This is a genomic window from Nonomuraea sp. NPDC049758, assembly GCF_040674635.1.
GTDB lineage: Bacteria > Actinomycetota > Actinomycetes > Streptosporangiales > Streptosporangiaceae > Nonomuraea.
In genome coordinates this window covers 465,185-482,398 of sequence record NZ_JBFAMZ010000001.1, presented here as the reverse complement: position 1 = coordinate 482,398, position 17,214 = coordinate 465,185, and the positions used below count along the sequence as shown (strand labels likewise).

Annotated in this window: 13 protein-coding genes; 8 read left to right on the top strand and 5 right to left on the bottom strand. The window is 72.0% G+C overall.

Annotated elements, in window-relative coordinates; all coding sequences use genetic code 11:
• Window position 1: 1 nt before the first annotated feature.
• Complete coding sequence (locus AB0J46_RS02280) at window positions 2-1,816, top strand: glycoside hydrolase family 15 protein (protein ID WP_364325233.1); 1,815 nt, start codon at window positions 2-4, stop codon at window positions 1,814-1,816.
• 28 nt (window positions 1,817-1,844) lie between these two features.
• On the opposite strand, the gene AB0J46_RS02275 is transcribed toward AB0J46_RS02280, so the two are convergent.
• A complete protein-coding gene (locus AB0J46_RS02275; RefSeq protein ID WP_364325230.1) occupies window positions 1,845-2,423 on the bottom strand; it encodes a YbhB/YbcL family Raf kinase inhibitor-like protein in 579 nt (192 codons plus the stop codon).
• Window positions 2,424-2,556: 133 nt separating this feature from the next.
• Here AB0J46_RS02275 and AB0J46_RS02270 point away from each other — a divergent pair, with 133 nt between their 5' ends.
• From AB0J46_RS02270 to helR, 3 genes are all read left to right on the top strand, one after another.
• Complete coding sequence (locus AB0J46_RS02270) at window positions 2,557-2,829, top strand: GlsB/YeaQ/YmgE family stress response membrane protein (protein ID WP_358283144.1); 273 nt, start codon at window positions 2,557-2,559, stop codon at window positions 2,827-2,829.
• Window positions 2,830-3,001: 172 nt separating this feature from the next.
• Window positions 3,002-4,006, top strand: a complete 1,005-nt coding sequence (locus tag AB0J46_RS02265) for a sporulation protein (protein ID WP_364325227.1) — start codon at window positions 3,002-3,004, stop codon at window positions 4,004-4,006.
• A gap of 252 nt (window positions 4,007-4,258) precedes the next feature.
• Window positions 4,259-6,436 (top strand): RNA polymerase recycling motor ATPase HelR, encoded by a 2,178-nt coding sequence (helR, locus tag AB0J46_RS02260; protein ID WP_364325224.1) that lies wholly within the window; start codon window positions 4,259-4,261, stop codon window positions 6,434-6,436.
• Between the two features lie 37 nt (window positions 6,437-6,473).
• Here helR and AB0J46_RS02255 read toward each other — a convergent pair whose 3' ends face one another.
• Together AB0J46_RS02255 and AB0J46_RS02250 are read right to left on the bottom strand one after the other, a co-directional pair.
• On the bottom strand, window positions 6,474-7,670 hold the full coding sequence (locus AB0J46_RS02255; protein WP_364325221.1) for an FAD-dependent oxidoreductase: 1,197 nt from the start codon (window positions 7,668-7,670) through the stop codon (window positions 6,474-6,476).
• A 94-nt stretch (window positions 7,671-7,764) separates the two neighbouring features.
• Window positions 7,765-8,709, bottom strand: coding sequence for an RNA polymerase sigma-70 factor (locus AB0J46_RS02250; protein ID WP_364325218.1), 945 nt, complete (start codon window positions 8,707-8,709; stop codon window positions 7,765-7,767).
• An 89-nt stretch (window positions 8,710-8,798) separates the two neighbouring features.
• Between AB0J46_RS02250 and AB0J46_RS02245 the strand changes: the two genes are divergently transcribed.
• The 3 genes from AB0J46_RS02245 to AB0J46_RS02235 all read left to right on the top strand — a co-directional run bounded on the left by AB0J46_RS02245 (window position 8,799) and on the right by AB0J46_RS02235 (window position 13,200).
• The gene (locus tag AB0J46_RS02245) at window positions 8,799-9,659 is read left to right on the top strand and encodes an alpha/beta hydrolase (protein ID WP_364325215.1); all 861 of its coding nucleotides are present in this window, start codon (window positions 8,799-8,801) and stop codon (window positions 9,657-9,659) included.
• Between the two features lie 143 nt (window positions 9,660-9,802).
• Window positions 9,803-10,363 carry a hypothetical protein gene (locus AB0J46_RS02240; protein WP_364325212.1) on the top strand — a complete coding sequence of 187 codons (561 nt, stop codon included), beginning with the start codon at window positions 9,803-9,805 and terminating at the stop codon, window positions 10,361-10,363.
• A complete protein-coding gene (locus tag AB0J46_RS02235) occupies window positions 10,363-13,200 on the top strand; it encodes a M48 family metalloprotease (RefSeq protein WP_364325209.1) in 2,838 nt (945 codons plus the stop codon). Before AB0J46_RS02240 ends, AB0J46_RS02235 begins: the two co-directional genes overlap by 1 nt.
• 43 nt (window positions 13,201-13,243) lie before the next feature.
• Here the strand turns inward: AB0J46_RS02235 and AB0J46_RS02230 are convergent, their stop codons facing one another.
• Both AB0J46_RS02230 and AB0J46_RS02225 read right to left on the bottom strand, forming a co-directional pair.
• Entirely contained in the window at window positions 13,244-15,259 is a 2,016-nt protein-coding gene (locus tag AB0J46_RS02230) for a CehA/McbA family metallohydrolase (RefSeq protein WP_364325206.1), read from the bottom strand.
• Window positions 15,260-15,417: 158 nt separating this feature from the next.
• Complete coding sequence (locus AB0J46_RS02225) at window positions 15,418-15,666, bottom strand: hypothetical protein (protein WP_364325203.1); 249 nt, start codon at window positions 15,664-15,666, stop codon at window positions 15,418-15,420.
• Between the two features lie 652 nt (window positions 15,667-16,318).
• Here AB0J46_RS02225 and AB0J46_RS02220 point away from each other — a divergent pair.
• Window positions 16,319-16,975 carry a hypothetical protein gene (locus AB0J46_RS02220; protein ID WP_364325200.1) on the top strand — a complete coding sequence of 219 codons (657 nt, stop codon included), beginning with the start codon at window positions 16,319-16,321 and terminating at the stop codon, window positions 16,973-16,975.
• Window positions 16,976-17,214 lie beyond the last annotated feature (239 nt).

The window sequence follows — 17,214 nt, the reverse complement described above, 5'->3', positions numbered from 1 at the left end:
GATGGGTGGAGCAGACGGTGACCGCTACCTGCCGATCGCCGAGCACGGCCTCATCGGCGATCTGCGCAGCGTGGCCCTGGTCGGCACCGACGGCACCATCGACTGGTACTGCTGCCCGGCCTTCGACTCGCCCAGCGTGTTCGCCTCGATCCTCGACGCCGACCGGGGCGGGGCGTTCGAGCTGGGCACCGACGTGCCGGCGCGGACCAAGCAGTTCTACTTCCCCGACACCAACGTGCTCATCACCCGCTTCTTCACCGAGGGCGGGGTGGGCGAGATCCAGGACTTCATGCCGATCATCGGCGAGCCGGGCGGCCGCGGCCGGCAGCGGCTGATCCGCCGGGTGCTCTGCGTGCGCGGCTCGCTGCCGTTCCACGCGCGGGTGGCCCCCCGCTTCGGCTACGGGGCCGACCCGCACGTCGTGCGCGAGGTCGACGGCCTGACCGTCTTCGAGTCCGCCCGGCTGACGCTCGGGCTGAGCGCCACCGTGCCGGTCGAGTGCGACGGACGCGACGTGCGGGCGTGCTTCACCCTCGTGGAGGGCGAGTCGGAGGTGTTCGCGCTGGACCGGATCGAGGCCGAGATCCCGCCCCTCGGCTGCCCGCACGTCGAGGCGGAGGAGGCGCTGACCGCCACGGTCGCGTTCTGGCGCAGATGGCTGTCGGCCTCCCGCTACCGGGGCAGGTGGCGGGAGATGGTCCACCGCTCGGCCCTGACGCTCAAGCTGCTGACGTACGCGCCGACCGGCGCGATCGTCGCCGCCCCGACCACCAGCCTGCCCGAGCTGATCGGCGGCGAGCGCAACTGGGACTACCGCTACCTCTGGGTCCGCGACGCCGCCTTCTGCGTCTACGCCCTGCTCCGGCTGGGCTTCACCGGCGAGGCCGAGGCGTTCATGTCGTTCCTGACCCGGCACGTCAGCCTGCGCCCCGCCGGCCCCAATGGCCCCCTCCAGATCATGTACGGCATCGACGGCCGCACCGACCTGCCCGAACGGCAGCTCGACCACCTGGAGGGCTACCGCGGCTCGGCCCCGGTACGCGTCGGCAACGCCGCCGCCGGCCAGCTCCAGCTCGACATCTACGGCGCCCTGCTCGACTCCGTCTACCTCTACGACAAATGGGGCAAGCCCATCTCCAGCGACCACTGGGACGCCGTCTGCGCCCTGGTCGACTGGGTCTGCGACAACTGGGACCAGCCCGACGAGGGCGTCTGGGAGACCAGGGGCGGACGCAAGAAGTTCCTGTACTCCCGGCTGATGTGCTGGGTCGCCATCGAACGCGCCATGCGCATGGCCGCCCGCCGCGGCCTGCCCGCCGACATCCCCCACTGGCGCGGGGCGCGCGACGACCTCTACCGGCAGATCATGGCCCACGGCTGGTCCGACGTGCGGCAGGCGTTCGTCCAGCACGAGGACGGCGACGTGCTCGACGCGGCGCTGCTGATGATGCCGCTGGCCAAGTTCGTCTCGCCCACCGACCCGAAGTGGCTGTCCACGCTCGACGCGCTCACCGCCGACCTGGTGTCCGACTCGCTGGTCTACCGCTACGACCCGGACGCCAGCCCCGACGGCCTGCGCGGCCAGGAGGGCACGTTCTCCATCTGCTCCTTCTGGTACGTCGAGGCGCTGGTCCGCGCCGGCCGGGTGGAGGAGGCCCGCCTGGCCTTCGAGAAGATGCTGACCTACGCCAACCACCTCGGCCTGTACGCGGAGGAGATCGGCCGGACGGGCGAGCAGCAGGGCAACTTCCCGCAGGCGTTCACCCACCTGGCCCTGATCAGCGCCGCCTTCAACCTCGACCGCGCCCTCGGCTGACCGCGGGAATCCCCGCGCGCGTGAGCGTTCAGGACTCGCCGGACAGCACGGCCGTCCCCAGGGACGCGCCGGAGATCACCCTCGCCGCGGTCGTCGTGGACGAACCGGAGCCCAGCTCGGTCAGGGCGGCCCGGTCGAGGGCGTGCACGGTGAACCGGTAGGTGTTGACCGACCAGGGGGAGCACGGCCCCTGGTAGCCGTACAGGCTGGCGCTGCCGCGGTAGTAGATCTGCCGGGCCCCGGCGGGGGCCGTCGGACGGTAGGCGTGCTCGACGTTCTGCGGCAGCGAGGTCACGTCCGCCGGGATGTCGTAGATCACCCAGTGGATGAGGTTGTTGTTGTCCAGGTCCCGCATCACCAGGGCGTAGCCGCGGGTACCGGCCGGGCCGCCGCTCCAGGTCAGGGGCGGTGACTCGTTGCGCCGGCCGGGGTCGGTCTGGCCGCCGCTGGTGCACTCGTGCACCTTCGGGATGATGCCGCCCTGGGTGAAGGCGGTGCTGGTGAGGGCGAAGGCGGTGGCGTTCGCCGGCGCCGCGGCGGCCACGGCGGCGGCCGTCGCCTCCGCCACCACCGCGAACGGCACACCCGCATGGAACCTGTCCGCCATGAACCGATATCAGGCTGAGTGGTCCGGTTTCTTTGTGATGCTGCTGGGAAGCAATGGCGCTGTCAGGCCGGGGGCACTCCTCCCCCCCACGAGGGGTGGCGACACCCGGCGCGGCAGAACGGGAGTGTGAAGCGTGGAAGTCACCGGCATCATCTCCGCCCTCATCATCGGGCTTGTCATCGGCGTCATCGGCCGGCTGGTCGTGCCGGGCCGTCAGAGCATCCCCATCTGGCTCACCATCGTGATCGGCATCGTCGCGGCCCTCATCGGCACCGCGATCGCCGCCGCGGTCGGCGTCGCGGACACCCGTGGCATCGACTGGATAGAACTGGTCATCCAGGTGGTGCTCGCCGGCCTGGGGGTCGCCCTGGCGGCGGGCCTCTACGGCAGACGCAGCGTCCGGTAGAGGGGAACGCGCCGGGATCCCGGGGTGCGGCGAACGCGCCGCACCCCGGGATCCCGCCGTTCCAGCCCCCTTTGGACGGCAGACGTTTTCGGCATGGCCGGAACCGGGGCCGGACGGAGATCGTTGTGCGGGTCGGCTGCACACATTCGATCTTCGACAGGGAGAACAAGCCGTGGTCTTCAAACGCATGCTGGGTGCCTTCGGCGTCGGCGCGCCCTCGGTGGACACCGTTCTGGCAACCCCGCGCGTCCAGCCGGGCGGCACGCTGTCCGGCGAGGTGCGGCTCAAGGGCGGCGACTTCGACGCCGAGATCGAGCACGTCACCCTCGGCCTGGTCGCCCGCGTGGAGTTCGAGCACGGCGACGGCGAGCACGCGGGGGCGGGGGAGTTCTCCCGCGTCCAGGTGTCGGGGCCGTTCGTGCTGCGCCAGGGCGAGGAGCGCACGATCCCGTTCCAGATCGGCGTGCCGTGGGAGGCGCCGATCAGCCAGATCGGCGGGCAGCCGCTGCACGGCATGGCGCTGGGCGTGCGCACCGAGCTGGCCATCGCCAAGGCGGTCGACAAGGGCGACCTCGACGAGGTCGCGGTCGAGCCGCTGCCCTCGCAGCTGCGCATCCTGGAGGCGCTGCTGCAGCTCGGCTTCGCGTTCAAGTCCGCCGACCTGGAGGCCGGCCGCCTGTACGGCGTGCGCCACGAGCTGCCGTTCTACCAGGAGATCGAGTTCTACCCGGCCGGCCGGTACGCCGGCGTGCTCGGCGAGCTCGAAGTGACCTTCGTGGCCGACCCGGCGGGGCTTGAAGTGGTCCTGGAGGCCGACAAGCGTGCCGGGCGCTACTCCGGCGACGCGATCGGCCGCTTCACCGTCAGCCACGCCGACGCCCTGCAGACCGACTGGGCCGCCGAGCTCGACCGCTGGCTGTCCGGCCTGGCCGCGCACGCCCACGGGGGCTTCGGGCACGGCGACCACCACGGCCACGGCGACCACGGGTACGGTGACCACCACGGTCACCCCGGTCACCACGGCCACGGCCATCACGAGCAGCACCACGGCGGGCCGGGCTGGGGCGCGGTGGCCGCGGCCGGCGCCGCCGGTGTGGTCGGCGGCCTGGTGGCGGGGGAGATCGTCGAGGAGATCTTCGAAGGCGACGACGACGAGGGCGGCGACGGCGACTGGTGACCCTCGACCGGTGATCCGCCCGTCACGGGCGGGTCACCCCGGTTCCGCCGCACCTTGACGTGAGGTCTGTCGCGCGGGGCGAGGTCTGTGCTGCGGAGCAAAGTGGCAGAAAAAGGAGCTTCTACTCCTTTCCACTCTTAACGTATAGCGCACCGGGGGGCTTGCGGCAAGACCCCCGTCGTGCCGCAGAATCGTCCGCCGAGGCCAGAAGCCTTGCCACGCGAAGACCGACCTCGTAGCGGAGCCACATACATGAATCCCCTGACCACCGGCGTGTTCGACCTGCCCGGCAACCTCGCCGCCAAGGCCGACCCGGCGTTGATCGCCGTCGACGAGCGACACTTCGCGGCCCTCGCCGAGAGCCTGGAGCAGTCGATCGCCGACCTGTCCGCCCGCCTCGACGCCGAACGCATGGCCCCCGGCGGCAAGGGCCGGCAGGCGCTCGACCGCGACCTGGAGATCCACCGCCTGTCCGCCCGCCTGCGGACGCTGCGCCGCTTCGGCCTCGACCTGTGCCTCGGCCACATGGTCACCGCCGACCATCCCGAACCGGTGTACATCGGACGGCTCGGCCTCACCGACAGCGACGGCCGCCGCCTGCTGCTCGACTGGCGTTCGCCCGCGGCCGAGCCGTTCTTCGGCGCCACCCACGCCAACCCCATGGGCCTGGCCAGCCGCCGCCGGTACCGCTGGACCCGCGGCCGGATCAGCGACTACTGGGACGAGGTGTTCACCGCCGACGGCTTCGAAGGCCACGCCGCGCTCGACGACCAGTCCGCCTTCATCGCCAGCCTGGGCGGCAACCGTTCGTCCAGGATGCGCGACGTGCTCGGCACGATCCAGGCCGACCAGGACGCCATCATCCGGGCCGGCTCCCGCGGCGCCCTCGTCGTGGACGGCGGCCCCGGCACCGGCAAGACCGTCGTCGCCCTCCACCGCTCGGCCTACCTGCTCTACTCCGACCCCCGGCTCGGCCACAACAAGGGCGGCGTGCTGTTCGTCGGCCCGCACCAGCCCTACCTGGCCTACGTCGCCGACGTGCTGCCCAGCCTGGGGGAGGACGGCGTGCGCACCTGCACCCTGCGCGACCTCGTGCCCGAGGGGGCGGCGGCGGCCCCCGAGCGGGACCCGGAGGTGGCGCGGCTGAAGGCGTCCGCGGACATGGTGAAGGCGATCGAGCCGGCCGTCAGGTTCTACGAGAACCCGCCCGCCAAGGGCATGACGGTCACCACGCACTGGTCGGACGTCTGGCTGAGCGCCGAGGACTGGGCCGAGGCGTTCCAGGCCGCCGACCCCGGCACCCCGCACAACGAGGCCCGCGACCAGATCTGGGAGGAACTGCTCACGATCCTCATCGACAAGCACGACCCGCATGACCGGCACGGCGATCACGAGGTGTCGCCGGAGCTGCTGCGCAGGTCGCTGCGCGCGAACCGGGAGCTGCTGGCCGCCTTCAACCGCGCCTGGCCGCTGATCGAGCCCACCGACCTCGTCGGCGACCTGTGGACGGTCCCCGCCTACCTGCGGCTGTGCGCCCCCTGGCTCGGCCCGGACGAGATCCGGCGGCTCCAGCGCGCGGACGCCCAGTCCTGGACGGTCTCCGACCTGCCGCTCCTCGACGCGGCCCGCCAGCGCCTCGGCGACCCGGAGGCGTCCCGCCGGCAGCGCAGGCAGCAGGCCGCCCTGGCCGTCCAGCGCGAGCGCATGGCCCAGGTCGTGGACAACCTGATCGAGGCCGACGACGACGGCGAGGGCCTGGTGACCCAGCTTCGCCGGGCGGACCTCCAGCGCAACCTGGTGGACGAGTCGGAGCTGCCCACCGTGGAGCCGGACCTGCTCGCCGGGCCGTTCGCGCACGTCGTCGTGGACGAGGCCCAGGAGCTGACCGACGCCGAATGGCAGATGTTGCTGCTGCGCTGCCCGTCCAGGAGCTTCACCATCGTCGGGGACCGCGCCCAGGCCAGGCACGGGTTCACCGAGTCGTGGGCGGAACGGCTGGGCCGGGTCGGCATCGACCGCGTCGAGCTGGCCGGCCTGAGCGTCAACTACCGGACCCCGGCGGAGATCATGGCCGAGGCCGAGCCGGTCATCAGGGCCGCCCTGCCGGACGCCAACGTGCCGGTCTCCATCCGGGAGAGCGGCGTCCCGGTCACCCGCGGGCCGGTCGCCGAACTGGATGCGATCCTCGACGCCTGGCTCGCCGCGAACCCCGAGGGGATCGCCTGCGTGATCGGGGACCCGGCCTTCCGGGAGCGGCCCCGGGTCCGGTCGCTGACGCCGGAGCTGTCGAAGGGGCTGGAGTTCGACCTGGTCGTCCTCGTCGACCCGGACCGGTTCGGCGACGGCGGCGACGGCGTCGAGGGCGCGGTCGACCGTTACGTGGCGATGACCCGGGCGACCCGGCAGCTCGTCGTCCTCACGACCCCCTGACGGGGGCCCGCCGCCGGGTGCGCCACGCCGTCCGCCGTCATGCACGCGCCCTGGCGGCGGCGGGGCCGGCCGGGGCGTTCGGGCGGGTGACGCGGCGGCGGCGGGCCGGCAGGCCCAGCATCGGGTTGGCGACGCCCCAGGCGGCGCTCTTGCAGACCAGCTCCTTGTAGACGGCGGCGACCCGCCCGGTCAGCACCTTGGGCACGGCCCGGTCGTCGGCGGTGACGAACTGGATCAGGCCGTCGCCCCGGCCCAGCGAGACGCACTGGTTGAAGTAGCGCAGCGGCGTGTTCGGCAGTTTCCCGCCGGTCAGCCGCGCCGCGATCGAGTCGGCGGCCTGCCAGGCGGTCGGGATGCCCGAGGCGCACGACATGCGCAGCGGCTTGCCGCCGGGGCCCATCGCCATGGCGGCGTCGCCGACGGCGTACACGTTCGGGTGCGAGACCGAGCGCATGGTCCCGTCGACCACGATCTGGCCGGTGCCGGTGACCTCCAGGGTGGTCGCCCGCGCGATCGGGTGCACGGCGAAGCCTGCCGTCCAGACGGTCACCTCGGCCGGGATGGGCTCGCCGTCGGTGGTGACGCGGCCGGCCTCGACGCCGGTGACGGCCGTGTGCTCGTGCACGCTCACCCCGAGCCCGGCGAGGACCTTGCGCACGTGCGCGCGGCCCTTCGGCGAGAGCCAGTCGCCGAGACCGCCGCGGGCGGCGAGGGCGACGTCGAGGTCGGGACGGGCCTCGGCGATCTCGGCCGCGGCCTCCAGCCCGGTGAGCCCGCCGCCGACGACGACCACGCGCTGACCGGCGTCGAGCCGGGCCAGCCGCTCGCGCAGCCGCAGCGCCCCCGGACGTCCGGCGACGTCGTAGGCGTGCTCGGCGGTCCCGGGCACGCCCTCGGCGTTCCAGCCGCTGCCGAGCGCGTAGACCAGCGTGTCGTAGGCCAGCTCCTCGGCGCCGCCCGCGCCGGTGACGGTGACGGTCCCGCGGTCGGCGTCGAGGCCGGTGACCGTCCCGAGCCGCAGCTCGACGCCGGTGCCGGCGAACATCTCGCGGAACGGCCGGGGCCTGAGGTCCTGCCCGGTCGCCACCTGGTGCAGGCGGACGCGCTCCACGAAGTCGGGCTCGGCGTTGACGAGGGTGATGGCGACGTCCTCGCGGCTCAGCCGCCTGGCCAGGCGGCCGGCGACGACGGCTCCGGTGTAGCCGGCTCCGAGGACCATGATGCGGTGCTGCATTTCCTCGCTCCTGTCTGACGCGGGTTCGCCACCTGAACCGGACGGCCCGCGTTTTCCTGACAGGATCACGGTGTGAAGCGCGTCACACCGTGTCTCAGAAGGCTGTGAACACCGGCTCCCCGTGCTCGGCGGCCGCCCAGCGCGCGGTCGCCCGGCCGAGCTTGTCGGGGTTGACCTGGTTGCGGAACGCGGCGATGCCCTCGGTGGTGACCTCTATGCACATGACGCCGACGACCCGGCCGTCGACGACCGCCACGACGGCCGGCTCCCCGTTGGCGGTCCAGGGGTAGATCTCGGGCGAGCCGCCGACTATGGCGCGCTTGGCCTTGCCGGGCTTGACCAGGCCCCACAGGAACTTCGCGACCGCGACGGCGCCCACGAACGCCTTGGCGCGGGCCGGGACCTTCCCGCCGCCGTCGCCGACCGCGATGGCGTCCTGGGTGAGCAGGCGGACGAGCGGCTCGGTCTGCCCGCTGGTGGCGGCGGCCAGGAACTCCTCGACGATCCGCCGGGCGGCGGCCTCGTCGACCTCGGTACGGGCCCGGCCGTCGGCGACGTGCTTCTTGGCGCGGTGGAAGATCTGCTGGCTGGCCGACTCGGTGATGTCGAGGATCTCGGCGATCTCCCGGTGGGAGTGGTCGAAGGCGGCCCGCAGCACGTAGACCGCCCGCTCGTTGGGGGACAGGCGTTCCATCAGCGTGAGGACGGCGTACGAGACCGACTCGCGCTGCTCGGCGGTCTCGGCCGGGCCGAGCATCGGGTCGCCGGCGAGCAGCGGCTCGGGCAGCCACTCCCCGACGTACGTCTCGCGGCGGGCCCGCGCGGAGCCGAGCTGGTTGAGGCACAGGTTGGTGAGCACCTTCGTCAGCCACGCCTCGGGCACCTCGACGCGGCCCGCGTCGGCGGACTGCCAGCGCAGGAACGTCTCCTGCACGGCGTCCTCGGCCTCCGCGGCGGAGCCGAGCAGGCGGTAGGCGATGGCCTCCAGGCGGGGTCTGGCGGCCACGAACCGGTCGACGTCGTCCGCGGTCAAAGGCATGGCCCGATCCTAGAACGTCCCCTTATGCGGTGGAACGCCCTGGCTCGACGTGTGCGTTGATCGGCGGCGGTCCCGGGTAGAAGCGGCCGATGTTCGACGACTTCGCGACCGGCGTGATCGACGTCGGCGAGACCGAGCTGTTCGTCCGGTACGGCGGTTCCGGCACGCCCCTCCTGCTGCTCCACGGCCACCCCCGCACCCACGCGACCTGGCACCGCGTCGCGCCCCTCCTGGCCCCCCACCACACGGTGGTCTGCCCCGATCTGCGCGGGTACGGCCGCTCGGGCAAACCGCCCACCACCCCCGACCACGCCCCCTACTCCAAGCGGGCCATGGCCCGCGACATGGTCGCCCTCATGCGCTCGCTGGGCCACGAACGGTTCGCCGTCGCCGGCCACGACCGCGGCGCCTACGTCGCCCACCGCCTGGCCGCCGACCACCCGGCCGCCGTCACCCGCCTGGTCGCGATGGACGGCATCCCCATCGGCGAGGCGCTGGCCAGGGCCGACGCCCGCTTCGCGGCCTCCTGGTGGCACTGGTTCTTCCTCGGCCAGACCGCCAAACCCGCCGAACGCGTCATCAACGCCGACCCTGACGCCTGGTACAACGGCAGCGCCGAGCAGATGGGCGAGGAGGCGTACGAGGACTACCGCCGGGCCATCCACGACCCGGACACCGTCCACGCGATGTGCGAGGACTACCGCGCCGGCCTGACCGTGGACCGCGCGGCCGACGACGCCGACCGCGCCGCCTCCCGCCGCCTCACCTGCCCCACCCTGTTCCTCTGGACGTCCAAGGACGACATGGAGGACCTGTACGGCGACCCGCTGGCGATCTGGCGCACCTGGGCCGACGACGTGACCGGCCACCCGATCGACAGCGGCCACCACGTGGCCGAAGAGGCCCCGGACGATCTCGCCGCCTCCCTGCTGGCCTTCCTGCGCGAATGACGCCCTGACGGGGGCGGCCGTCCCGGACACGTGATTCATGCCGTTTTCCGCGTTCACCTACATCGCCGGGCCCCTTCCGTGAGGATGGGGCTTCTGCACAGCGTGGCGAGTGCGTCACAGAACGCGATGTGGAGAGGGGCGTCATGAGTCCTGGAGCGGCTTCGCCATGCGGCGGCGGTCCTGCGAGCAGGGCGGCGACGACCAGGGTCCGCGACGTCGTGCGCGACGTGGTGGCGGCGACCGCGCCGGACGAGCTCCTGCTCGTGGACGGGCTGGCCGGGCTCGACGACGACGTCGTGATCCGGCGGCTGGGCCGGCGGGGCGCCAGGCGTGAGCCGTTGGGGTTCGGCCTGGGCGAGATCGCGGCCCTGGTGACGCCGGTGGTGTGGCTCATGGTCGACGAGGCCGCACGGCGGGTGGGGACCGCCGCCGTGGACGGCGCGGCGGCGCGAACGAAGGCCGTGCTGCGCAGGGTCTTCCGGAGGCCGGCGGCGGCCGTCTTCGTCCCTGACCTGACCCGTGACGAGCTCGCCGAGGTCCACCGGCGGGTGCTGGAGACCGCTGTGGAGCACGGGCTCGGCGACAGTCGCGCCCGGCTCATCGCCGACGCCGTGGTGGGCCGGCTCGCACTGGCCGCACCGGAACTCGACGCGCGGGAACCGGACGGCCCGGCCGACGGCGCCCCCCTGACGAAGAACCAGTGATGACGGCCACGGCCTCCGCCCCGCGGATCGACGAGCGCGCGATGGGCGCGGGCACGACCGTGCGCTTCGTGCTGCTGCTGACTCTGCTGCTGGTGAGCAGCGGTTCGATGATGCAGGTCGTGGCCCGCGGATATTTCGGCGGGTACGGATACGGCTGCCTGCTCGCCGCCGGCGGCGATCCCACCCAGGGCACCGACCGGGGCGTCTCCGCGCGGATCATCGCCAACCACGACGCCTACTGGGCCTGCGTCGATCGCTACGAGCCCGCGGCGCCCTGGTGGCTGCCCCTCCTGGGGCTCGTCCTGGTGGCGGCGGTGGCCGTGGCGCTGTTCCTGGCCCTGCCGCACTGGAAGATCCGGCGGGACCGCCTCGTGCCGCTGGACGTGATCGACCACGACGGCGAGATCGGGCGCAGGATGGCGGAGCTCGCCGCCGTGGCCGGGCTGGCCCGCGTGCCCAGGATCGTCGTGGACCTGACGGCGGTCACGACCGACGCCGTGGTGTTCGGCAGCGACCGCCGCCCCATCGTGTGCCTGCACGGTGGGCTGGTCGCCCGCAGGACCGCCGATCCCGACGGCTTTCGCGCGCGGGCGATGCACGAGTTCGCCCACATCCGCAACCGCGACCTCACCATCACCTACGCCACCGTCGTCGTGTGGCGGGTGTTCGTCGTCCTCGTGCTCCTCCCGTACGTCGTCTGGTACCTCACCGCGATCCCCACCTCCGCGCGGTCGCCGTTCTGGCCCGGCGAGACGGCGTTCACCACACGGGGCCTGCTGCTTCCGATCTGCATGATCCTCCTGGTCTATCTCGCCCGCTCGGACGTCCTGCGCAGCCGGGAGATCCACGCCGACCTCGCCGCGACGCGCTGGGGCGCCGACCTGCGCTCTCTGGCGTTCACGACGCCCGCCCCGGTCACGGGCCGGCTGCGGCGGGCTCTCGGCTCCTTCGTCGAGCTGTGGCGCATGCACCCGCGCTGGACGCTGCGCCGGGACGCCGTCACCGACCCGGCGGCGCTGTTCGGCGTGCAGGCGCTGCCCATGTTCCTGACCGGGGCCGCCGCTCCGCTCATCGACGTCCAGGTGGCGGACTACCTGCCTCCCGTCGCGAGCGGCGCCTGGCTGGGCCGGCTGCCGGCCCTGCTGGTGGCGGGTCTGGTCACCGGCGTGGCCGGGATCGCGCTGTGGCGTGCCGTGGTCCACGCGGTGCTGACCGGACGTCGGGCGCCGTCCGGTGTGCGCGCGGGGTTGTGGCTGGGCGCCGGCGCAGTGGCCGGCGAGCTGGTGCTGAACCGGGTGACGGTCCTGCGGTGGTTCCCGGACCACCCGGTGGTGCTGGCGCTGGTGCTGTTCGCCGGGGTGGCCTTCGCCTGGTGGACCGCGCAGTGCGCCGAACTGTGGGTCAGGGCCTGGCCGGGACGTACGATCCGGCCGGCCATGCTGCTGGGGCTCACGGCCGCGTGGCTGGTGCTGTTTGCGTGGTTCGTGTGGTGGCAGAGCGAAGGCGCGCTGCTGGCGAGCAGTGGAACGGTCGACCCCGCCGGGATGCGCCTGATCCTGCGGGAACTGTACGGCGCCTCGCCGGAGGAGCATCCGGCCATGCAGTCCGCGATCGGCGCGGTGTGGCCGTTCCTGACCAGCCTCGACACGCCGCTCGTCCTCTCCGCGGTCATGGCCCTGTGGGTGGTGCCCCTGCTCACCTGGACGTTCCGCCCGACCACCGCTCCGCCCTCGTGGACGCTCGGCTCGTTGACCGAGCCCGGCCGATGGGAGGCCCCGGACAAGGGGGTGCCGCTGCAGCGGCGGGTGCTGCCGGTCGTGCTGCTGGGGATACCGGCGAGCTGGGCCGCCGTCGCCGTCGTGATGGGCTACATGCACACCTGGCAGCCCCCACCCGCGGATCGAGGAGGCCTCTACGCCCTGATCTACCAGGCGTGGACGCTCGTGGCCCTGGTGGCGGCGGCCGCGGCGGCAGCCGCCGTCGCGAGCGTGCCGGCGAGCCGTCACCGGCTGCTCGTCGCGCTGATCACCGCCGAGGTCGTGGCGTTGGGCGGCCTGGCCGGCCGCTTCGTGTTCGCCGCCGCGGACGGGTGCTTCCAGCCGCTCAACACCTTGGCGGTTCGCTGCCACTGGCTGCCGGATCCGGCTTGGACGCTCGTGCAGAGCATCATGGGCTACGTTCTCGTGCTCGCCGCGGTCGCCGCCGTCATGGCGGCCGGCATCGTGTCGGCGGCCCGGAGGCTGCGGCCCAAGACCCGGCGCGCGACCCGCGACCTCCCCCCTGACCCGCGGCCGAACGGCCGGCTCGCCGCGCGGCGGGCCGCCACGGCCGTGCTCTGCGCGGCGGCGGTCGCGGCCCCCCTCGTGGCGGCCGCACAGCAGGAATCGCCCGGACCCGCCACCCTCTCCCAGGTCCAGCAGGTGGTGGGCCTCGACGATGCGGTGGTGTCCGCCGAGATCAGGCAACTGCAGGTGAAGGCCTGGTGGGCACACGGCGGCTGGGATCTGCGCGAGCGCTACAGGACCGATGTCGTACGTCTGTCCAAGAGCCTGAACGACGCCGCGCAGGCCGGGCGCGGCTCCGTCGAGCCGACGATCTTCGGCCCCCTGTGCAGCCACATGGGGGAGATCGCCCGAGACGCGGGCCGCTACTTCGATGCCCCCGACCAGGAGACCCAGGCCTTCTGGCGGACGTTCATCACCCAGGCCGGCAACGGAGGCCGAAACTGCCGGAAAAGCCTGGACGACGAGAACGGCGACCTCTTCATCACGTCCATGCACGAGCTCATCGAGGCCGGGAAGGCGCTCCAGGCGGTCACCGCCAGGATGCCGAGGTGACATCCGCCTCTCCGACCTCCGGGCGTGTTCCTGCGGGCCGAGGTCAGGGCAGGCGGTTGCGGTAGATCTGCCTGGCTTGCTCGTACAGGGCCAGGTGGTCGTCCACCTGGGCGGGGGTGTCGAAGCGGCCGGACTCGCGCAGGATCGATTCCAGCCGGTCCAGCCAGGCCAGGCACCAGCGCACGTCCGCCTCCCTGGCCACGTGGCCGCCCGCGACGTCGAGGTACACAGGGCTGGTGTGGGCGTAGGCGCCGCGCCGGTGCTGCGAGCGCGGATGCGGCCCGCCGGTCGCCACGGCCACCACGTACGTCGGTTCGTCCGCCGTCATCCTGGCCACCAGCCGCCCGGGAGGCCCCTGCGCGAGCACGCCCGCAGCGGTACGGATCTCCAGTTCCTCGACCTCCGGCCCGATCGTGGAGACCACGATCTCCAGCTCCTGGCCCGGCAGCAGCTCCAGCGTGTCGCCGGGACCGTGCCCGTTCACCGTGAGCTCCAGCCACGGCCCGGTGGTGGCGAACGTACGACCGTGCAGGATCGCCTCGGCGTAGGACTCGGCGGTGAGGGGGCCGGCGACGTTGGCGTACACACGCTCCCAGCCGGGCGGGGCGGAGGCGGTGCCGCGGCGGCAGAACGACAGCACGGCGTCGGTCCCCGCCGTCACCGCCAGCCTGTTGCCCGCGCCGATGAGCCGGCGGTACACGGCCGCCGTGGCCAGGACGGAGGAGTGGTTGAGCACATCGAGCGAGTCGATCAGGCCCAGTGCGGCGTCGGCCACGATCTCCCTGGCCGCGCAGGACCGTCCCCGATCGAGTACGACGTCCGGCGGGTCGTCGTCGCCGAACGCGGTGTGGAACGGGTGACCGTAGGAGACGATCCCGCCGAGTGCCCTCAGCTCCTCGCACGCCGCCGCGTTGGGCGGCCAGTCCGCCGTGCCGCCGAAGCCCGTGTGGTAGCGGCTCGGCAGCCCGCGCAGCCCGAACGCCGTGCAGTGGCCGAGCACGTCGTTGCGGAACTCGACGCCGATCCTGGCCAGGTGCCGGTCGTCGGACCACGGCAGGTCCTTGCCCACCCACTGCTCCAGCGCCTCCGCGTCGTAGACGCGCTCGCTCGCCACGTTGCCCGCCACCAGGTTGAGCACGTGGAGGTCCTCGCCGTGCTGCGCGGCGGCGGCCAGCTCGGGCGCGGCGGGCTCCTCGCCCATCCAGTTGAGGTGGACGTGCAGGTCGCCGCCGTACCAGCCGCTGGCGGCCGCGTCGTACAGCCGTTCGGGCGCCAGCTCCACCAGCGTCTCCGCGCCGACCTGCGGCGTGACGGTCACTTCGGCGGTGCCGTACTCCATCCCCCTGGCCACGGTCACGGTGACGGGCTCGGCGGGGACGCGGACCACGAGGTCGTCGCCGTGGAAGAACGGCCGGCGGTGCGCGTCCAGCTTGGGCGGCGCGCCTTCGGGGTACCAGCCTTGGCCGTTCGCGCTCGTCACGCTCCACCGGCACGGGAACCCCGCGCGCAACCGCACGCCGGCCGCCGCCACCCGCCTGCTCAGCGGCGTCAGGTCGACCGGCTGCCCGTCGACGACGACGGACTCGGCGACCTCGACCACCCTGGCCCCGCGCGCCTCCACCGGGTAAGGGGTGCCGTCCACGAGCACGGTGACCGGTTCGTCCCTGCTGGAGTCGAGCAGCAGCGCCGTACGAAACGGCTCGCCCTCCAGCACGATTCGCGTCACGGCCGCCACCGCGTGACCGCCGGGCGTCAGGCGCAGCACGGGCAGGTTGTCCACGACGTCGCCGGCGAGCGCGTCACGTACCACCCGGTCGGGGTCCACCTCGCCGAGGTGATCCTCCAGCTCGGCGGCGGGCAGGTCGGGGTGGCGCTCGGCCAGTTGGCGCAGTCCGGTGTTGTAGAAGTTGTAACGGCGGTCGAGGAAGACGGTCGCCCATGCCTGGACGACGTAGGACAGAGACGGTTCGCCCCAACAGGGGCCGTGCGCGTCACGGAGCGCACGGTAATCGGCCAGGGCAGCGGATACGGGACCAGGAAGTAACACATCGTCACACATCGGACACTCCTCGGAGGGGACCCACCGTCATACTGACAGGGATCTCCCTCTGTGTCCCGCTTCGCGGCGAAGAGCACGACCTCCATCCGATCGACGCGCCGGCATGTCCAGGGGCTCGCAAGGTGCTGCGCCGCATCCTCGGCCAATCCCGGCCGCCCTCAGGACGGCAGCCAGCCCGGCCACCAGGGCGGCACGTTGCCCACGCCGCAATTGAGCCCTGCCGCGCCGGTAGGGGTTCCGGTCGTCGCGAAATCGTAAAGAATCAGGCCGGCCGGGACGACCACCAAAAGCGCGGCGGTGACCCAGAAGCCCACCCGGAAAGCCGCGACGGCGGCTCTGCCGTCGGCTCGCCTCCCGAGCGCGCGGAACCCGGCGAGGAGAAGCGCGCCGCACAGGAAGACGGCCATGAAAAGCAGCCACCTGCCGCCGAGAAAACCAGGCCGGCCAGCGCCTCGCCCGCGTCGAGATCGCCGAAACAATACGAGAGCGCGCTGTCGACGAGCCGGCTGTCCGCCCACGCGACGGCTGCGGCGAGCAGCACGATCGCCACCAGAACACCCGCGCAGCCGAGGGTCCGGCGAAAATGCGCCCGCGCCTCCGTCACACCGGTCTCGGCGTACCGCATGGACCCCCTTTTCCGTACCTCATTGTCAGGCCGTGTCTTCGGTCGCTGGGAAGACTTCGCCGCGCCCGTCGCGGAGTTTTCCGGGTTCGCGAGGGGCATGAATTTCGCGGCAAACGTGATCAACTGTAGCCCGCGTCGGACGCCTGCTAGCCGCCGCCCACGCCCATGGCTCCGATCAGCCCGATTCCGCGGACCGCAGCCCGGCGAGCGTCAACATGCTTCCCGGCTGTGGCAGGCTGCACAATATTCGTCAATAGCGAGAGCGAACCCTACATACCACTGTTCCAAGAGGCCAGTGCTCTCCACTGTCTTGCGTGCACTGTCAAAGGCAGTTTGCCACCTTCCATGCGCCGATGAACCACACACAATTCCTCTGCCGACGCCGATCTGCAGGGCCCACGCGTTCACAACCGTAGCTCGGTATGGTGGAGGGCGTGCTGCACCCTGATGCGGTCCGTCTCGGTCGTGAAGCCGCTCGGCGGTTGGCATTGTCCGGGATCTGTGAGGTCAAGCCGGGTTTAACCGACAGGGAGTTCGCCTGGATCGAGATTGAGTACGGCATCGAGTTCGCCGACGATCACCGCGCGTTTCTTGCCGCCGGACTTCCCATCAACTCCGCTCGGCCGGAGGAGGGTGCCACGTGGGAGCGACCCTGGCCGGACTGGCGCGACGGTGAGGAGGAGGAACTCCGCCTTCATTTGGAATGGCCTGTGCGTGAGGTGCTGAATGATGTGCAGCGCGGTGCTTGGCTGAGGTCATGGGGAGCCCCGCCGGAGAACAGTGCGGAGGCGTTACGGATCGCGGGACAAGAGCTGGGGAGGGCGCCGAAGCTCATTCCGCTCTATGGACACCGCTTCCTGCCCGGTGGCCGCGGCACGTACGGCAGTCAGGTGCTGTCGATATGGGGAACGGACATCATCAGCTACGGCCGAGACCTTCCCGAATACGTCACCAACGACTTCTACCCGCTCGACGACGATGCAGGACTTTGGGACAAGGGAGCCGCCGTCCCAGTATGGGGCGAATTCCTTCAGGAGAAGTCCACGGAAAGCGGGCTGGAATTCTTCGACTTCCGCGGCAGGAGGGAGTGAACGACACACGTCGTAACCAGGACACGTTGCCTCACGTCGCAGCCCCGAGAAACGGCATGGCCGAGAAGAACACCGCCGAACTCGCGGTTCTCATCGATACCGGCAAAACTCACCCAGGAACCATTGTGTGGTGCCGGCGGAGGCCGCCAAGTACGGAACTCTTTCCGAATTGATGAAGCCGGCCACTAGGGGTATGTGCAGGGCGGAGGAGGCTCCTGGTAGGACAGCAGTCACCGTAA

What these genes read in the sequence shown, in the direction of transcription:
- AB0J46_RS02280 (WP_364325233.1), top strand. Translation starts at nt 2, where the DNA reads ATGGGTGGAGCAGACGGTGACCGCTACCTGCCGATCGCCGAGCACGGC.
- AB0J46_RS02275 (WP_364325230.1), bottom strand. Translation starts at nt 2,423, where the DNA reads ATGGCGGACAGGTTCCATGCGGGTGTGCCGTTCGCGGTGGTGGCGGAG.
- helR (WP_364325224.1), top strand. Translation starts at nt 4,259, where the DNA reads ATGAATCCCCTGACCACCGGCGTGTTCGACCTGCCCGGCAACCTCGCC.
- AB0J46_RS02255 (WP_364325221.1), bottom strand. Translation starts at nt 7,670, where the DNA reads ATGCAGCACCGCATCATGGTCCTCGGAGCCGGCTACACCGGAGCCGTC.
- AB0J46_RS02250 (WP_364325218.1), bottom strand. Translation starts at nt 8,709, where the DNA reads ATGCCTTTGACCGCGGACGACGTCGACCGGTTCGTGGCCGCCAGACCC.
- AB0J46_RS02245 (WP_364325215.1), top strand. Translation starts at nt 8,799, where the DNA reads ATGTTCGACGACTTCGCGACCGGCGTGATCGACGTCGGCGAGACCGAG.
- AB0J46_RS02240 (WP_364325212.1), top strand. Translation starts at nt 9,803, where the DNA reads ATGAGTCCTGGAGCGGCTTCGCCATGCGGCGGCGGTCCTGCGAGCAGG.
- AB0J46_RS02235 (WP_364325209.1), top strand. Translation starts at nt 10,363, where the DNA reads ATGACGGCCACGGCCTCCGCCCCGCGGATCGACGAGCGCGCGATGGGC.
- AB0J46_RS02230 (WP_364325206.1), bottom strand. Translation starts at nt 15,259, where the DNA reads ATGTGTGACGATGTGTTACTTCCTGGTCCCGTATCCGCTGCCCTGGCC.
- AB0J46_RS02225 (WP_364325203.1), bottom strand. Translation starts at nt 15,666, where the DNA reads ATGGCCGTCTTCCTGTGCGGCGCGCTTCTCCTCGCCGGGTTCCGCGCG.